We start from the raw sequence: 16,015 nt of genomic DNA on the forward strand, positions 1-16,015 counted from the left end.
TAACCACTGGAGTCCTCCATGGCACGCGTAACCGTTCAAGACGCAGTTGATAAAATTGGTAACCGTTTCGATCTAATCCAAATTGCTGCACGCCGCGCTCGTCAAATGCAAACCGGCGGCAAGGATCCACTGGTTCCGGAAGAAAACGATAAGTACACCGTTATCGCGCTGCGCGAAATCGAAGAAGGCCTGATCACCAAAGACATCCTTGATGCCCGCGAGCGCCAGGAGCTTCAAGAGCAAGAAGCAGCTGAACTAGCCGCTGTCAGTGCCATTGCCGGCAACAACCGTTAATTCAGGGAACCGGGCGAATTGTATCTTTTTGATAGCCTGAAAGAAGTCGCAACTGACTACCTGCCTGAGTCTCAAATCGAGGCGCTCAGGCAGGCCTACCTTGTTGCGCGCGATGCCCACGAAGGGCAGACTCGCTCTAGCGGCGAGCCCTACATCATCCACCCCATTGCCGTAGCCCGTATCCTGGCCGAAATGCGCCTCGACTACGAGACCCTCATGGCCGCCCTGCTCCACGACGTCATCGAAGACACCGAGATCACCAAAGACGATCTCGACAGCCGTTTCGGTTCGACCGTTGCCGAGCTGGTTGACGGGGTATCCAAGCTGGACAAACTCAAGTTCCGCGACCGCAAAGAAGCGCAGGCGGAGAACTTCCGCAAGATGATCATGGCAATGGCCCATGATATCCGCGTTATCCTGATCAAGCTGGCAGACCGAACGCACAACATGCGTACCCTCGGTGCCCTGCGCCCTGACAAGCGCCGCCGCATTGCCCGCGAGACCCTGGAAATCTTCTCACCGCTCGCACACCGACTGGGTATCCACAATATCAAGACCGAGCTCGAAGAGCTGGGTTTCGAGGCGCTGTACCCTAACCGCTACCGTGTCCTCAAGGAAGTCGTGGCCTCCGCCCGCGGCAACCGCAAAGAAATGATTAACAAGATCCACGCCGAAATCGAGGGCCGCCTCTGTGACGCGGGGATCGAAGGTACCGTTCTGGGCCGCGAGAAGAACCTCTACTCCATCTACAACAAGATGAAGAACAAGGAGCAGCGCTTCCATTCGATCATGGATATCTACGCGTTCCGGGTTCTGGTCAAAGATCTAGATACCTGCTACCGGGTGCTGGGACAGGTCCACAACCTGTACAAGCCTCGCCCGAGCCGGATGAAAGACTATATCGCGATCCCGAAAGCCAACGGCTACCAGTCGCTGCACACCTCGCTGGTCGGCCCGCACGGTGTCCCTGTCGAAGTCCAGATCCGGACCGAGGACATGGACCAGATGGCCGACAAGGGCGTCGCGGCCCACTGGTCGTACAAAGACAATGAGAACTCAGGCACCACCGCCCAGGTCAAGGCCCAGCGCTGGATGCAGAGCCTGCTCGAGCTCCAGCAGAGTGCCGGCAGCTCGTTCGAGTTCATCGAGAACGTCAAATCCGATCTGTTCCCAGATGAGATTTACGTTTTTACCCCGAAAGGCCGAATCGTCGAACTGCCTGTCGGTGCAACCGCCGTGGACTTTGCCTATGCCGTGCATACCGATGTCGGCAACGCCTGTGTCGGTTCGCGTGTCGAGCGCCAGCCTTACCCGCTGAGCAAGCCGCTCAAGAACGGTCAGACCGTCGAGATCATCAGCGCGCCGGGTGCCCGCCCGAACGCGGCATGGCTCAACTTCGTGGTCACTTCGCGGGCACGCACCAAGATCCGCCAGGTCCTCAAGACCATGCGCCGCGAGGAATCTGTTGTCCTCGGCCGCCGCCTGCTCAACCATGCCCTTGGCGGACCAAAGCTCGACCAGATCAACCCGGACAACCTCCAGCAGGTACTGGCCGATCTGCGCTTGGCCAACACCGAGGATCTGCTGGCCGAAATCGGCCTTGGCGAGCTGATGAGCGTGGTCATCGCCCGACGCCTGCTGGGCAATGCCGACGAGCTCAACGATCTCGACGAGCACAGCAAGCGCCTGCCGATCCGTGGTGCCGATGGCATCCTGCTGACCTTTGCCAACTGCTGCCACCCGATCCACGGCGACCCGATCATGGCCCATGTCAGCCCGGGCAAGGGGCTGGTGATCCACCGCGAGGAATGTGCCAACATCCGCGGCTACCAGCGCGAGCCGGACAAGTACATGGCCGTCGAGTGGAGCGAGGACTTCGAGCAGGAGTTCGTCACCAACCTCAAGGTCGATATGCAGAACCACCAAGGTGCTCTGGCTGATCTGACCAACACCATTGCCGCGACCGGATCCAATATCCAAGGCCTGGCAACGGAGGAAAAGGACGGACGCCTGTACACCATCACGGTGCGCCTGACGACCAAAGGACGGATCCATCTGGCCAACATCATGCGCCGGATCCGGGTCATGCCGAACGTCGTCCGGGTATCTCGACAGAAAAACTGACACTGTGGTCTGCCGCTGCAGGCTCGCAAAGCAATACACAAACGCCCGCTAACGGGCGTTTTCTTTAGGTAGAAAACAATGACTCCAGAGCGATTCCAGCGTATCCACGAGGTACTTGCCACCCGCCAGCCCGACCTGACCGTGTGCATGGAGGAGGTCCACAAGCCCAACAACGTCTCGGCCATCATCCGTACCGCCGATGCCGTCGGGGTTCACAAAGTTCATGCCGTCTGGCCAAAATCAAACATGCGGGTACTCAGCAACACCTCGGCCGGCGCCCGCAACTGGGTCGAGCTCGATGTCCACGATTCCATGATCGACGCCGTAAGCAGCCTCAAGGCACAGGGCATGCAGGTACTGGCAACCAACCTGTCAGACACCGCGATTGATTTCCGCGAAGTCGACTACACCAAGCCAACGGCCATCATCCTCGGCGGCGAGAAGAACGGGATCACCCCGGAAGCATTGGCGATGGCCGATCAGGACATCATCATCCCGATGGTCGGCATGGTCCAGTCGCTCAATGTCTCGGTCGCCAGCGCACTGATCCTTTACGAAGCACAGCGCCAGCGGCAAAATGCTGGAATGTACCAGCGCGAGCGCACCCAATTGCCGGACGAGACCGTCCACCGAATCCTGTTCGAGCGCGGTCACCCGGTATTGGCCAAGGTCGCCAAGCGCAAGGGGCTAGCCTACCCGCCGCTGGATGCCGACGGCCAAATCGATGCCGACGAGCAGTGGTGGGCCGCAATCCAGGCCATCGAACCCAAAAAACGCAAGTAACCGACACGGACATCCCATAGCATGAGCGGACAACTACTCGATACCATCGCCCTGACCGAACTTTCCGGGGTCGGGGCCAAAATGGCAGAAAAACTGCACAAAATCGGTCTGGTGACGATTCAGGATCTCCTGTTCCACCTGCCGCTCCGCTATGAGGACCGTACCCGGATCTGGCCGATCGGCAGTGCGATGCCCGGCCAGTACCTGACCGTTCAAGGCGAGGTGCTCCACAGCAACATCAGCTTCGGCAAGCGCAAGATGCTGACCGTCAAAATCGGCGACCAGACCGGCACGGCGACCCTGCGTTTTTTCAATTTCAACGCCGCAATGAAAAATAGCCTTGCCGACGGCAAGCAGGTCAAGGCCTACGGCGAGCTCAAGCGCGGCCAGTACGGGCTGGAGATCATCCACCCCGATTACAAGGTCTTCTCTGAGCCAACCGAGCTCAGCGTCGAGGAGACCCTGACCCCGGTCTACCCGACCACCGACGGCCTGCGCCAGCTGACCCTGCGCAACCTCACCGATCAGGCCCTGCGCCTGCTCGACCGGGCCGCGGTGCGCGAACTGCTGCCGGAGGGGCTCTACGACCGCCAAATGACACTGGCCGAGGCGCTGCACATCATGCACCGCCCGACCCCGGACGTCTCCCTCGACCAGCTCGAGGCCGGCAAGCACCCCGCCCAGCAGCGCCTGATCCTCGAAGAGCTCTTGGCCCAGAACCTCTCGATGCTGGCAGTTCGCAGCAAGGGCCAGCAACATGCCGCTTGGCCTCTGGCAACCTCCGATAACCTAAAGCAGCAACTGCTCGGCAGCCTGCCGTTCAGCCCAACGGGAGCCCAGCAGCGGGTCGTGGCCGATATCGAACAGGATCTTGCCCGCCCCCATCCGATGATGCGGCTGGTGCAGGGTGACGTTGGCTCAGGCAAAACGCTGGTTGCGGCACTGGCGGCACTGCGCGCCATAGAACATGGCTTTCAGGTGGCCCTGATGGCCCCGACCGAACTGTTGGCCGAGCAGCATGCCAGCAACTTTGCCAGTTGGCTCAACCCGCTCGGGATCGAGGTCGGCTGGCTGGCCGGCAAGCTCAAGGGCAAGGCCCGCGACAGCGAGCTGGCCCGCATCGAAAGCGGCGAGGCCAAAATGGTGGTCGGCACCCACGCCCTGTTTCAGGAGCAGGTTGTCTTTGCCAACCTCGCACTGGTCATCATCGATGAACAACACCGCTTCGGCGTCCACCAGCGACTCGAGCTGCGCGAAAAAGGGGCCAACGAAGGCCGCTACCCGCACCAGCTGATCATGACCGCGACCCCGATCCCGCGCACGCTGGCGATGACCGCCTATGCCGATCTCGAAACCTCGGTCATTGACGAGCTGCCGCCGGGACGGACCCCGATCCAAACCGTGGCGCTGCCGGACTCACGCCGGGCGGACATCATCAACCGGATCCGTGCCGCCTGCCTCGACGAGGGCCGTCAGGCCTACTGGGTCTGCACCCTGATCGACGAGTCAGAAGTCTTAGAGGCCCAGGCCGCTTCCGATACTGCCGCCGAGCTCACCGCCCAGCTACCGGAGCTCAAGATCGGGCTGGTCCACGGCCGGATGAAACCGGCAGAAAAACAGACCATCATGCAGCAATTCAAAGACGGCGAGCTCCACTTGCTGGTCGCCACCACGGTGATCGAAGTCGGGGTCGACGTGCCCAATGCCAGCCTGATGGTCATTGAAAACCCGGAGCGGCTCGGCCTTGCCCAGCTCCACCAGCTCCGTGGCCGGGTCGGCCGAGGCAAGGTTGCCAGCCACTGTGTCCTGCTCTACCGCGCCCCGCTATCTAAAACGGCCCAGAAGCGCCTCGGCGTACTGCGCGAGAGCAGCGACGGCTTCGTGATTGCCCAGCGCGATCTGGAGATCCGTGGCCCGGGCGAGCTGCTGGGCACCAAACAGACCGGTATTGCCGAATTCAAGGTCGCCGATCTGGTTCGCGACCAACACCTGATCCCGCAGGTCCAGAAGCTGGCCCGCTACCTCCACGACCACTATCCGGCCAATGCCAAGGCGATTATCGACCGCTGGCTGGGCCAGCGCGAAAACTACTCCAACGCCTGATCCCCCTTATCAAGCCAGCTGCCTATGGCAGTTGGCTCTTCCGCACCTTCTTCGTGCTACTGATAAAAAACAGCGCAAACGTTTGCTTTTTGGTTGTGGATCACTAAAATAGCGGCCAACCCAACTAGCCACCGCCACTCTCGGTGCATCGCCCGGATCTGACTAACAGCAATCACAGAGCATTATCCGGCCTGCACACCCTACCGCCCATTCAGCGCGGATAGACGGGAATACCGGCGAACAATCAGGAAACCACCGGCCATGACACGCCAGCACAGTGCCATTGATACACCCCAGAAATCGGATCTGATCTACCGTCTCGAAGACCGCCCGCCGCTGCCACAGACCCTGTTTGCCGCCGCCCAGCACCTACTCGCGATGTTCGTCGCCGTGATCACCCCCTCGCTGATCATCTGCCAGGCCCTCGGCCTGCCAGCCAGCGATACCAACACCATCGTCAGCATGTCGCTGTTTGCCTCCGGCGTTGCCTCTTTCATCCAAATCCGAACCTTCGGCCCGGTCGGCTCGGGGCTGCTGTCCATCCAAGGAACCAGCTTCAATTTCCTCGGTCCGATTATCGGGGCTGGCCTCGCACTCAAGGCAGGCGGCGCGGATATCCCGACCATGATGGCGGCCATCTTCGGCACTATCCTGTTTGCCTCGCTGACCGAAGTGCTGATCTCTCGGGTTCTCCAGCATGCCCAGCGTGTCATCACCCCGCTGGTCTCGGGGATCGTGGTAACCCTGATCGGCCTGACCCTAATCCAAATCGGCCTGACATCGATGGGCGGCGGCTATGCTGCTATCGAGGGCGGCACCTTCGGCAGCCTCGACAACCTAATGCTGGCCGGCACCGTGCTCGGCCTGATTGTCCTGCTCAACCGGGTCAAGAACCCTTACCTGCGGGTCTCGTCGATTGTCATCGCGATGGCGGCAGGTACCCTACTGGCATCGCTCATGGGCATGGTAGACACCACCCGGATGGCCGAGTCCGATTTCATCGCTATCCCGCTGCCGATGCAGTACGGCCTCGGGTTTGACTGGGGCCTGCTGTTCCCGCTAATCATCGTCTTTGCCATCACCTCGCTCGAGGCTATCGGCGATATCACCGCGACCTCGGAAACCTCCGAGCAGCCAGTCGCCGGCCCGGTCTACATGAAACGGATCAAAGGCGGGGTACTGGCCGACGGCATCAACTCCGCCGTGGCCGCTATTCTCAACAGCTTCCCGAACTCCACCTTCAGCCAGAACAACGGCATCATCCAGCTGACCGGCGTCGCCAGCCGCTACATCGGCTACTTCGTCGCGGGCATGCTGGTACTGCTCGGCTTGTTCCCCGGGGTTGCCAATCTGGTCCAGCTGATCCCCGAGCCGGTACTGGGCGGAGCTACCATCGTGATGTTCGGCACCATTGCCGCCTCAGGCGTCCGCATTATCTCGCGCTGCAAGCTCGACCGCCGCGCCATCCTGATCATGGCCCTGTCGTTCTCGATGGGACTGGGGATCGCCCAGAAACCGGAAATCCTCCAGTTCATGCCGGATATCGTCAAGAGCATCCTATCTTCAGGGATGGCGGCCGGCGGCATCACCGCCATCATCCTCAACCTGATCTTGCCGAAAGAGCGCGACTAAGCGTGAATAACGGGCATAAAAAAACGGGAGCCGAGGCTCCCGTTTTTCATATCAGACAATGACTAGGTTCACGCTACTTGCGCACCAGCAACGGCAGGCTGATCTGGACCTTGAGCCCGCCCTCGCGCCGGTTGGAAACCTGTATCGTCCCTTCATGCTGGTCGATAATCCGCTTGACGATGGCCAAGCCCAGCCCGGTACCCTCGGTATCCGTCCCGCGCGCGGCATCGCCCCGGGTCAACGGCTGGAACATCTTGGCAACCTGAGACGGTTCGATCCCAGGGCCGTCATCCTCGACGCAGAACCACGCGCTTTTCCGGTCGGCCGTCGCACCGCTGGAAATCCTGACCCAGCCGTTGCCATAGCGAAGCGCATTGACCACCAGATTGGCCACCGAACGCTTTATCGATACGCCGTTGGCACATATCACCCCGGGAATATCGCCCAGAGCCAGATCGATTTCGCGCTCGTAGCCCCCCTCGGATTCCGCCACCTCCTGCAACAGGGCATTGAGAAAAATGTCTTCCTCGGCCTGCTTCTTGGTGGATTTGAGGTAGTCCATGAACTGGCTGATGATCTCGTTACACTCCTCGGTATCTTTGATCATGCTCTCGGCCAGATAGCCGTCCTCGGGCGACATCATCTCGGTCGCCAACCGGATCCGGGTCAACGGGGTACGCAAATCATGGCTGACCCCGGCCATCAGCAAAGCCCGGTCATCCTCAAGCTGCTTGATCCCCGCCGCCATCTTGTTGAACGCCTTGGTCACCGCACGGATTTCCGAGGCCCCGCGCTCGGGCAGCACCGGCGGGGTCTCGCCCCGGGCAACCTGCAAGGCCGCCTGCTCGAGGGCCACCAGCGGCCGGTTCTGGATCCGGATGAACAGCCAGCCACCGGCAATCACCATGAAGGCGATAATCAAGCTGTAGTGGAACAGCGGCGAGAAATCGTCCTCCTGCAACTCCGACAGCGGGATCCGCATCAAGTAGCCCGGTATCGCCTCGCTCTTGAGCCACAGCACGTAACTGTCGGTGCCCAACACCAGCCTGACCTGAGTCGGCGAGCCCAGCTCGCTGCTCATCTCTTCGCTAAGATACTCGACTTCCGTCGCCTTGGCGTACTCCCTGAGCTCCTCGTCATGGACCGGATCAGTGCCGTCCTCGGCATGCAGGGTCACCCCGAGCTGCTCGAGCAACTGGCGGCGCAGCGGGGTATCAAGGTGGAAAGTATTGCCATCGGCCAGCTCGACATCTTCCTTAAGCATCAGCCGGACTTCGTAGGCGAGGATCCGGTTGAACTGCTGCAGGCTGGGCAGCAGGGCGTAGTTCAAAACCGCAAGGTAGGAAAAAATCTGGCTTGCAATCAGCAAGCCAGCGAGAAGAATCAAAGTTCGGGTGAACGTACTGCGTGGAGATAGTCGCATGGCTTACGCCTCACTGCCATCCGGCACGAACACGTAACCCAAGCCCCAGACCGTCTGGATATAGCGCGGACGGCTCGGATCCTCCTCGACCATCCGGCGCAGACGGGAGATCTGGACATCGATGGAACGCTCCATCGCCGAATATTCTCGGCCACGAGCCATGTTCATCAGCTTGTCGCGCGACATCGGCTCGCGGGCGTTGGTCACCAGTGCCTTGAGCACGGCAAACTCACCCGAGGTCAACGGCATCGGCTCCTCGCCACGGAACATCTCGCGGGTGCCGAGGTTGAGGCGGAACTCGCCAAACTCAATCACCTTGCTCTCGACGCTCGGCGCACCCGGGGCTTCGACAGTCTGGCGACGCAGCACCGCACGGATACGGGCCAACAGCTCACGAGGATTGAACGGCTTTGGCAGGTAATCATCGGCACCGACTTCCAGCCCGACAATCCGGTCGACCTCGTCGCCCTTGGCTGTCAGCATCAGGATCGGCAGCATGTTGTTGGCATTGCGCAGGCGGCGGCAGATCGACAGGCCGTCTTCGCCCGGCAGCATCAGGTCAAGCACCATCAGGTGGAAGTTCTCCCGCGACAGCAGACGATCCATCTGCTCGCCGTTGGCTACACTGCGCACCTGAAAGCCCTGCTCGGACAGGTAACGCTCAAGCAGCGCGCGCAGGCGCATGTCATCATCCACAACCAGAATCTTATAATTTTCCTGCATAGTTCACCTTACTTGCATAGACAGGTTCTATCGAAACTGTCTCTGTTAAAACGGTATCTGTCAAAACTGTAGCTAGTGTACTTGAGCGACCCAGCGGGTAGCTGAATTTTGCCGCCAAAACAGAAGCAAAATTGTTACTGAGTATGTCCGTACCGAGGCTCTCGCCACATTGCCAAGCGGGGAAGCAGCGGGCCAAAAATCTTTCCTTTTCCCCATAAACTAACCTAAATTCAAAGAACTATCCAAAACAATACCGGATGTTAGCGTAAACCCTTGATCTTGGCCTCGTCCCGCAGGAGGATAACCGCCATGACCGAGCTGTTCAGCTTTCATCAACCTCTCAGGAGCCGGACCGAACCATGAAAACCAACCTGATCACCCGCGAAGGGTACGACAAGCTCAAGCAAGAGCTCGATTTCCTGTGGAAGGAAGATCGTCCGGAGGTGACCAAAAAGGTGACCTGGGCCGCCAGCCTGGGTGATCGTTCGGAGAATGCCGATTACCAGTACAACAAAAAACGCCTGCGCGAAATCGACCGGAGGGTGCGCTACCTGCGCAAGCGCCTCGAACAGGTTCAGGTCGTTGACTACTCGCCGCAGCAGGACGGCAAGGTGTTCTTCGGGGCCTGGGTCGAAATCGAAAACGATGCCGGCGATACCCTCCAGTTCCGCATCGTAGGGCCGGACGAGATCTACGGCCGCAATGACTATATCTCCATCGACTCGCCGATGGCCCGGGCCATGCTCAAAAAAGAAGTCGACGACGACTTCGTGGTCAACACCCCGGCCGGGCGCAAAGAATGGTTCGTCAACAGTATCCGCTACCGCTGACACAGTACTGACACCCAACACCTTGCCTATGCCCCGTTCCCCCGTAGAATGGGGCTATCAACGACAAAATGAGATACAACGGAATGAGCAACACGATCAACCAGACGATTGCCCAAGAACTGGCGGTGCGCCAGCAGCAAGTCACGGCAGCCATCACCCTGCTTGATGACGGCAACACGGTACCCTTCATCGCCCGTTACCGTAAAGAAGTAACCGGCGGGCTGGACGATACCCAGCTGCGTACCCTGGAATCACGCCTTGGCTACCTGCGCGAGATGGAAGACCGCCGTCAGGTGATCCTCAAATCGATTACCGAACAAGGCAAGCTGACTGCCGAGCTAGAAGCGGCAATCAACACCGCCGACAGCAAGACGCGCCTCGAAGATCTCTACCTGCCTTATAAACCCAAGCGCCGCACCAAGGGCCAGATCGCCATCGAGGCCGGCCTTGAGCCGCTGGCCGACAGCCTGTGGAACAACGCCGGCCAGCAGCCAGAGCACGCCGCCGATGCCTTTGTCGATGCCGACAAGGGCATCACCGATACCAAGGCAGCACTCGACGGCGCCCGGGCTATCCTGATGGAACGCTTTGCCGAAGATGCCGGACTGCTGGAAAAAATCCGCCGCCAGCTGCAGAACAATGCCGAACTGACCTCCCGCGTAGTGGCAGGCAAAGAAGAGGAAGGCGCCAAGTTCAAGGACTACTTCGAGTACAACGAAACCCTTAAGCGTATTCCCTCCCACCGTGCGCTGGCCCTGTTCCGCGGCCGCAACGAAGGAATTTTGCAGGTGTCGCTCAATGCCGACCCCGGCCAGGACGAAAATGTCCGCGGCTCCTACTGCGAGGTGATGATCGCCGAGCACTACGGCGTATCGCTGGGTACCCAGCCTGCCGACAGCTGGCGCAAGCAGGTGATCAGCTGGGCATGGCGGATCAAGATCCTGATGCACATGGAAACCGAGCTGATGGCCGCCCTGCGCGAGAAGGCCGAAGACGGCGCGATGCAGGTGTTTGCCGACAACCTGAAAGATCTGCTGATGGCCGCACCGGCGGGCCCACGTGTGACCCTTGCCCTTGACCCGGGCCTGCGGACAGGCTGTAAGGTCGCCGTGGTCGATGCCACCGGCAAGCTACTCGACACCGCGACGATCTACCCGCATACCGCCAAGGCGCGGGTGGCAGAGGCTGAGGCCACCGTACTGGCACTGCTCAACAAGCACCATGTCGATCTGATCGCCATCGGCAACGGCACGGCCTCGCGCGAGACCGACAGCTTCGTCGCCGCCCTGCTCAAGGCCAACAACCTGAAGATCCAGAGCGTGATGGTCAGCGAGGCCGGAGCCTCTGTTTATTCGGCTTCCGAGCTGGCCGCCAATGAATTCCCTAACCTCGACGTATCGCTGCGCGGGGCGGTGTCTATCGGCCGCCGCCTGCAGGATCCGCTGGCTGAGCTGGTGAAAATCGACCCGAAATCGATCGGGGTCGGCCAATACCAGCACGACGTCAGCCAGAGCATGCTGGCCAAGCGCCTCGATGCGGTGGTGGAAGACTGCGTGAACGCCGTCGGCGTTGACGTCAACACGGCCTCGCCGGCCCTGCTGACCCGCGTGGCAGGCCTCAACCCGACCATCGCCCAGAACATCGTTAACTACCGCGATGAAAACGGCCGCTTCGACAGCCGCACCACCCTCAAGAAAGTCTCGCGCCTTGGGCCAAAGGCCTTCGAACAGTGTGCCGGCTTCCTCCGGATCATGGGCGGCAAGAACCCGCTCGACAGCTCCGCGGTACACCCGGAATCCTATGCAGTGGTCAAGAACATCGCGGCAGCCAACGGCAAGCCGCTTGATGCGATTATCGGCAACAGCGAATTCCTGCGCGGCCTCAAGGCCGCCGACTATACCGACGAGCAATTCGGCCTGCCAACCGTGACCGATATTATCGGCGAGCTCGACAAGCCAGGCCGCGACCCGCGTCCCGAGTTCAAGACCGCGACCTTTGCCGATGGCGTCAACGAGGTGAAGGATCTGATCCCGGGCATGGTACTGGAAGGGGTGATCACCAACGTCACCAACTTCGGTGCCTTCGTCGATGTCGGCGTTCACCAAGATGGCCTAGTCCATATCTCGGCGCTGTCGGACAAGTTCGTCTCCGATCCGCGCGAGGTGGTCAAGGCGGGTGATATCGTCAAGGTGAAAGTGATGGAAGTGGATCTGCAGCGCAACCGCATCGGTATGTCCATGCGCCTTGGCGACGAGCCGGGACAGGACAAGCCAGCCCGCAAGGCCCAAGAGCCGCGTCCGGCAGCCGGCAGCAACCGTTCGCCACGCCAGAGCACTCCTCGCCAGCAGGACAACGGCGGCAATGCGATGGGCGGTGCCTTTGCCGCGGCCTTTGCCAATGCCAAGAAGAAATAACCGGGCGTAACTGAAGCCCAGAGACGAAAAAGCGAGTGCCTGGCACTCGCTTTTTTCTTGCTGGCTTTTCATCTCCGCTCAAATCACAACCACATAGTCATTCGGCGGATTGGGGATAGTCGACAGGGCATATTTATGGGTTACCACCCCTTTGGTCCGTTCGGCTTCGCTGATGGTGGCAAGCGCCTCGAGCAATTCTCGCGGCAGCTTGATGTGCATGCTATAGCCAAGGCTGGAGGACTCCGGCAGGTAACTTCCGGCAGAGAGCTGCTTGATGATCCGCTCCAGCTCTTCGCTGTAACGAATAACATGGCTGTTCCCCTTGGAATCGGCCAGCTCCTCTTTAATCGCCTGACGGCGGTTTTTCTCTTCACTGCCAAGCGGCCGCTGGCGGTTCGCCGCCACCATTTCGCTAGGCGGGGTGATCTTCTTCCGGACGCGATTATCCCGTGCCGCCTGCTCGGTGGGCGGATTGACCGACGGTGCCAAGTTGGGTGCACCTACGTGCGCGGGGGTTACCAGCATGTCACAGCCCTCCCCCCATGGTTAGCCACTACACCGAATGCCGTCAGGGATACGGGGGGAGAGCACACCGCTGCACAATGGCCGACAATACAGTTGCAACCGTTCCCACCGCAGATATGCTGCGGCAGACTCGTCAGGCTATCTGAGCCCCCCGAGGTGAGCTGTCCAATTGTCATGATGAATCTCTATCAGTAAGGGCAAATCCCGTCTTCAACTATATCGACAGAATGCACGTAAAGTTTAAACCTTACCATGCAATTTCCCGCTCATCTGCTACGCCGCGCGGCCCGTCACCAAAAATGGCAGCACAGCTTCCAAAAAGGCATCAGGGTGGGAAACAAACGGGGCATGGGATGCCTTGCCCAGCACATGGCTCTGTGACAACGGGGCCAGCAGATCGGTATCCGCCGCCACCTTAACCGGAACCAGACCGTCGAGGCGACCGTAAACCCGCAACCAGGGCTGCTTGACGTCCGCAACCCGAGCTCGCAGATCCTCGTCAGCCAAAATATTCAGCCCCCCGGCAAGGGCATCCGGGCACGGCGCCGGCCTTGACAGCACATGGTCCTTGAGCTGCTTGATATCACGTCTTGCCGACGGGCTGCCCATTGCCTGCAAAGCCATGAAGCGCTCGACCGTCCCCTTGAAATCGTCCCTCAGCTGATGGCGAAAATCCACCAGCACCTCGGGCTTGATCCCGCGCCACCCTTCCGAGGCAGCGAAACACGGGGAACTGGCGACCGTCACCAGCCGGCTCACACGCTCCGGGGCCTGCAGGGCGGCCTCGGTGGCAACAAGTCCCCCCAATGACCAGCCGAGCCAAGCGGCCGATGGCGGCGCCGATGCCAGCACGGTCTTGGCAATCTCAGGCAATGCTTGTGACGGGAAAGGCTGGCTATGGCCATAGCCGGGAAGATCCACCACATGAACCTTGTGATGCTCGGCCAATACAGGAAGCATCGATTGCCATACGGCCCCGTTCATCCCCCAACCGTGAATGAGAACCAGATCGGAACCCTGGCCGTAAGTTTCCCAATGTAGCTTGGCTGTCATTTACACTTCCTTCATGTCATTGCCGCAAGAGAACCAGAATGTTATCGCCATTCCCCGCCATCGCCAACTTTCTGCGCCAGTCGCACCGCTGCCAGCTCTGCCAATTGCCGACCCCGCCGCCGCACGCCTACTGGTGCCCAGACTGCCGGGCCCGGTTTGCCGAGCTCCCCTACTGCCAACACTGCGGGGCAACCCATCACCACACAACCCCCTATTGCGGCGCCTGCCTTCGCGATCCCCCGCCGTGGCAGCGCCTCTACCGGCTCGGCGAATACCGCTTCCCGCTCGACCAGCTGATCCGCCAGCTCAAATTCCGCCGCCACTTCTGGCTCGCCAAACCGCTGGCCTTGGCGCTGGCACCCCAAATTACCGCACCGGCCCCGGTTCTGCTCCCGGTACCGCTCCATCCCCTGCGCCACCTCAGCCGAGGCTTCAACCAAAGTACCCTGATCGCCCAGCCCCTTGCTAACACACTCGGCAGCCAGTGCCTCCCCGGGGCCATTCGCCGGATTCGCCATACCCCCTACCAACGCCTGCTGACCAAGACCGAGCGCCGCCACAACCTGAGCCACGCCTTTGCCCTGAACAATGCAAGGCTTCCACGCCACGTTGCCCTGGTCGACGACGTCGTCACCACCGGCAGTACCCTCTCGGCCCTTTGTGTTTTGCTGCGGGGCCAAGGCGTCGAGCGTATTGATATCTACTGCCTCTGCCACACCCCCGCCATCCGCTGAGGGAATATTGGTGAAAACTCACCTGAACCCGTACCAAAATCATAGTTACAACGATTAAGGGGTGATAGAAAGGCCATCTCAGAGTAGAATAAAATTAATCTTACTAATTAAGTCAGGTATTACGTCGTGTCTATGATTACTATTTCTGAAGCTGCTCAACAACACTTCGGCAAGCTTTTGGCCCAACAGCCGGAAGGCACCAATATCCGAGTGTTCGTGGTGAACCCTGGTACGCAAAACGCTGAGTGCGGTGTTTCCTACTGCCCGCCAGAAGCGGTAGAGGCCACGGACACAAAAATCGATTTCGACCTATTTTCAGCTTTTGTCGATGAGCTGAGCCTGCCGTTTCTGGCAGATGCGGAAATTGACTTCGTCACCGACAAGATGGGCTCGCAGCTGACCCTGAAAGCGCCAAATGCCAAAGTGCGCAAGGTCGCTGACGATGCACCGTTGATGGAACGTGTCGACTACGTGATTCAGACTCAGGTCAACCCACAGCTAGCTGGCCACGGCGGCCACGTTTCGCTGTCAGAAATCACCGAGGACGGTATTGCCATCCTTCAGTTCGGCGGCGGTTGCAACGGCTGTTCGATGGTTGACGTGACCCTGAAAGAAGGGATCGAAAAAGAGCTTCTGGCACAATTCCAGGGCGAGCTGACTGGCGTTCGTGACATTACCGAGCATGCCCGCGGCGAGCACTCTTACTACTAACGTCCGCCCAGCTATAACCACAAGAAACACAAACGGGAGCCTCGAGGCTCCCGTTTTTTATACCGCTGGGCATGAATAACATTCACGCCAAATACCAAAACACCCGCTCGAGGCGGGTGTCCGGTCAAACTGCAATCTGAAAATATAGCGACTCTTAGCACGCCAGAACTGACGCAAAGCCGTTATGTTTTCAGGTTCCCTTTGTCAGGCTTTCACCACCGTAATGGTCACATGACGGCGTCCCCAGTTACGGGCCGCCTGAACGTTTTTACCCATGTAGATATCAATTTTATTGCGCCAGCGCTTGTTCATTTTATCCAACACCACGTACTCACCCGGCAGCCCGGAAATCTTGACGCGGGTACCGCGTTTGAAGCCTCGTCCCAACAAATCACGGGAGACCGCAATGGCTTTCATCCCCGGCTTTAGCCGATCGCCCCAAGCCGCAATGCTCGGGTTGGAGTTGGTCTGGGCCCGCAACGAGTTATACGCTGTCGCGGTTACTTTGTAGCTCTTGCCCTGGATTCCCGCCGCTGCCGGCAGTGCCCAACTCAGTGTCATTACCGCGACAACAAATGCGATTATTGCCTTTTTCATCGACTCTCCCCTATTTCAAAGTGGTCGCAATTTAACCAGATCGATATAGGCTTGGGTAGTTTTTTTTGC

General features: G+C 59.7%; 14 protein-coding genes. 9 read left to right on the forward strand and 5 right to left on the reverse strand.

Translation table 11 applies throughout. The features are described from left to right. Positions 1–18 precede the first annotated feature (18 nt). From rpoZ to ACSF8X_RS01235, 5 genes are all read left to right on the forward strand, one after another. The gene (gene rpoZ, locus ACSF8X_RS01215; RefSeq protein ID WP_007469460.1) at positions 19–294 is read left to right on the forward strand and encodes a DNA-directed RNA polymerase subunit omega; all 276 of its coding nucleotides are present in this window, start codon (positions 19–21) and stop codon (positions 292–294) included. 18 nt (positions 295–312) lie between these two features. Next, on the forward strand, positions 313–2,418 hold the full coding sequence (gene spoT / locus ACSF8X_RS01220; RefSeq protein ID WP_500850520.1) for a bifunctional GTP diphosphokinase/guanosine-3',5'-bis pyrophosphate 3'-pyrophosphohydrolase: 2,106 nt from the start codon (positions 313–315) through the stop codon (positions 2,416–2,418). Between the two features lie 78 nt (positions 2,419–2,496). Beyond that, on the forward strand, positions 2,497–3,201 hold the full coding sequence (trmH, locus tag ACSF8X_RS01225) for a tRNA (guanosine(18)-2'-O)-methyltransferase TrmH (protein ID WP_500850521.1): 705 nt from the start codon (positions 2,497–2,499) through the stop codon (positions 3,199–3,201). 21 nt (positions 3,202–3,222) lie between these two features. Beyond that, on the forward strand, positions 3,223–5,304 hold the full coding sequence (gene recG / locus ACSF8X_RS01230; RefSeq protein WP_500850522.1) for an ATP-dependent DNA helicase RecG: 2,082 nt from the start codon (positions 3,223–3,225) through the stop codon (positions 5,302–5,304). Positions 5,305–5,565: 261 nt separating this feature from the next. After that, positions 5,566–6,936 (forward strand): uracil-xanthine permease family protein, encoded by a 1,371-nt coding sequence (locus tag ACSF8X_RS01235; protein WP_500850523.1) that lies wholly within the window; start codon positions 5,566–5,568, stop codon positions 6,934–6,936. A gap of 73 nt (positions 6,937–7,009) precedes the next feature. Here ACSF8X_RS01235 and envZ read toward each other — a convergent pair whose 3' ends face one another. After that, a complete protein-coding gene (gene envZ / locus ACSF8X_RS01240) occupies positions 7,010–8,359 on the reverse strand; it encodes a two-component system sensor histidine kinase EnvZ (protein ID WP_047877759.1) in 1,350 nt (449 codons plus the stop codon). A 3-nt stretch (positions 8,360–8,362) separates the two neighbouring features. Then, the gene (ompR, locus tag ACSF8X_RS01245) at positions 8,363–9,082 is read right to left on the reverse strand and encodes an osmolarity response regulator transcription factor OmpR (protein WP_047877758.1); all 720 of its coding nucleotides are present in this window, start codon (positions 9,080–9,082) and stop codon (positions 8,363–8,365) included. 359 nt (positions 9,083–9,441) lie between these two features. Here ompR and greB point away from each other — a divergent pair, with 359 nt between their 5' ends. Together greB and ACSF8X_RS01255 are read left to right on the forward strand one after the other, a co-directional pair. Then, positions 9,442–9,912 (forward strand): transcription elongation factor GreB, encoded by a 471-nt coding sequence (gene greB, locus ACSF8X_RS01250; protein ID WP_047877757.1) that lies wholly within the window; start codon positions 9,442–9,444, stop codon positions 9,910–9,912. 83 nt (positions 9,913–9,995) lie between these two features. After that, a complete protein-coding gene (locus ACSF8X_RS01255) occupies positions 9,996–12,326 on the forward strand; it encodes a Tex family protein (protein WP_500850524.1) in 2,331 nt (776 codons plus the stop codon). 78 nt (positions 12,327–12,404) lie between these two features. Here the strand turns inward: ACSF8X_RS01255 and ACSF8X_RS01260 are convergent, their stop codons facing one another. Beyond that, positions 12,405–12,851 (reverse strand): hypothetical protein, encoded by a 447-nt coding sequence (locus ACSF8X_RS01260; protein ID WP_047877755.1) that lies wholly within the window; start codon positions 12,849–12,851, stop codon positions 12,405–12,407. Positions 12,852–13,124: 273 nt separating this feature from the next. Next, entirely contained in the window at positions 13,125–13,904 is a 780-nt protein-coding gene (bioH, locus tag ACSF8X_RS01265; RefSeq protein ID WP_500850525.1) for a pimeloyl-ACP methyl ester esterase BioH, read from the reverse strand. A 38-nt stretch (positions 13,905–13,942) separates the two neighbouring features. On the opposite strand from bioH, the gene ACSF8X_RS01270 reads away from it, so the two are divergent. Together ACSF8X_RS01270 and nfuA are read left to right on the forward strand one after the other, a co-directional pair. After that, positions 13,943–14,638 carry a ComF family protein gene (locus tag ACSF8X_RS01270; protein WP_500850526.1) on the forward strand — a complete coding sequence of 232 codons (696 nt, stop codon included), beginning with the start codon at positions 13,943–13,945 and terminating at the stop codon, positions 14,636–14,638. Between the two features lie 132 nt (positions 14,639–14,770). Further along, a complete protein-coding gene (gene nfuA, locus ACSF8X_RS01275) occupies positions 14,771–15,349 on the forward strand; it encodes a Fe-S biogenesis protein NfuA (protein WP_047877752.1) in 579 nt (192 codons plus the stop codon). A 204-nt stretch (positions 15,350–15,553) separates the two neighbouring features. Here nfuA and ACSF8X_RS01280 read toward each other — a convergent pair whose 3' ends face one another. Then, positions 15,554–15,946 carry a 3D domain-containing protein gene (locus ACSF8X_RS01280; RefSeq protein WP_047877751.1) on the reverse strand — a complete coding sequence of 131 codons (393 nt, stop codon included), beginning with the start codon at positions 15,944–15,946 and terminating at the stop codon, positions 15,554–15,556. Positions 15,947–16,015: the final 69 nt, after the last annotated feature.

Source organism: Photobacterium panuliri, assembly GCF_059920555.1.

Bases quoted from the DNA above. Each gene is read 5' to 3' on its own strand.
- rpoZ (WP_007469460.1), top strand. From the start codon at position 19: ATGGCACGCGTAACCGTTCAAGACGCAGTTGATAAAATTGGTAACCGT.
- trmH (WP_500850521.1), top strand. From the start codon at position 2,497: ATGACTCCAGAGCGATTCCAGCGTATCCACGAGGTACTTGCCACCCGC.
- recG (WP_500850522.1), top strand. From the start codon at position 3,223: ATGAGCGGACAACTACTCGATACCATCGCCCTGACCGAACTTTCCGGG.
- ACSF8X_RS01235 (WP_500850523.1), top strand. From the start codon at position 5,566: ATGACACGCCAGCACAGTGCCATTGATACACCCCAGAAATCGGATCTG.
- envZ (WP_047877759.1), bottom strand. From the start codon at position 8,359: ATGCGACTATCTCCACGCAGTACGTTCACCCGAACTTTGATTCTTCTC.
- ompR (WP_047877758.1), bottom strand. From the start codon at position 9,082: ATGCAGGAAAATTATAAGATTCTGGTTGTGGATGATGACATGCGCCTG.
- greB (WP_047877757.1), top strand. From the start codon at position 9,442: ATGAAAACCAACCTGATCACCCGCGAAGGGTACGACAAGCTCAAGCAA.
- ACSF8X_RS01255 (WP_500850524.1), top strand. From the start codon at position 9,996: ATGAGCAACACGATCAACCAGACGATTGCCCAAGAACTGGCGGTGCGC.
- ACSF8X_RS01260 (WP_047877755.1), bottom strand. From the start codon at position 12,851: ATGCTGGTAACCCCCGCGCACGTAGGTGCACCCAACTTGGCACCGTCG.
- bioH (WP_500850525.1), bottom strand. From the start codon at position 13,904: ATGACAGCCAAGCTACATTGGGAAACTTACGGCCAGGGTTCCGATCTG.
- ACSF8X_RS01270 (WP_500850526.1), top strand. From the start codon at position 13,943: ATGTTATCGCCATTCCCCGCCATCGCCAACTTTCTGCGCCAGTCGCAC.
- nfuA (WP_047877752.1), top strand. From the start codon at position 14,771: ATGATTACTATTTCTGAAGCTGCTCAACAACACTTCGGCAAGCTTTTG.
- ACSF8X_RS01280 (WP_047877751.1), bottom strand. From the start codon at position 15,946: ATGAAAAAGGCAATAATCGCATTTGTTGTCGCGGTAATGACACTGAGT.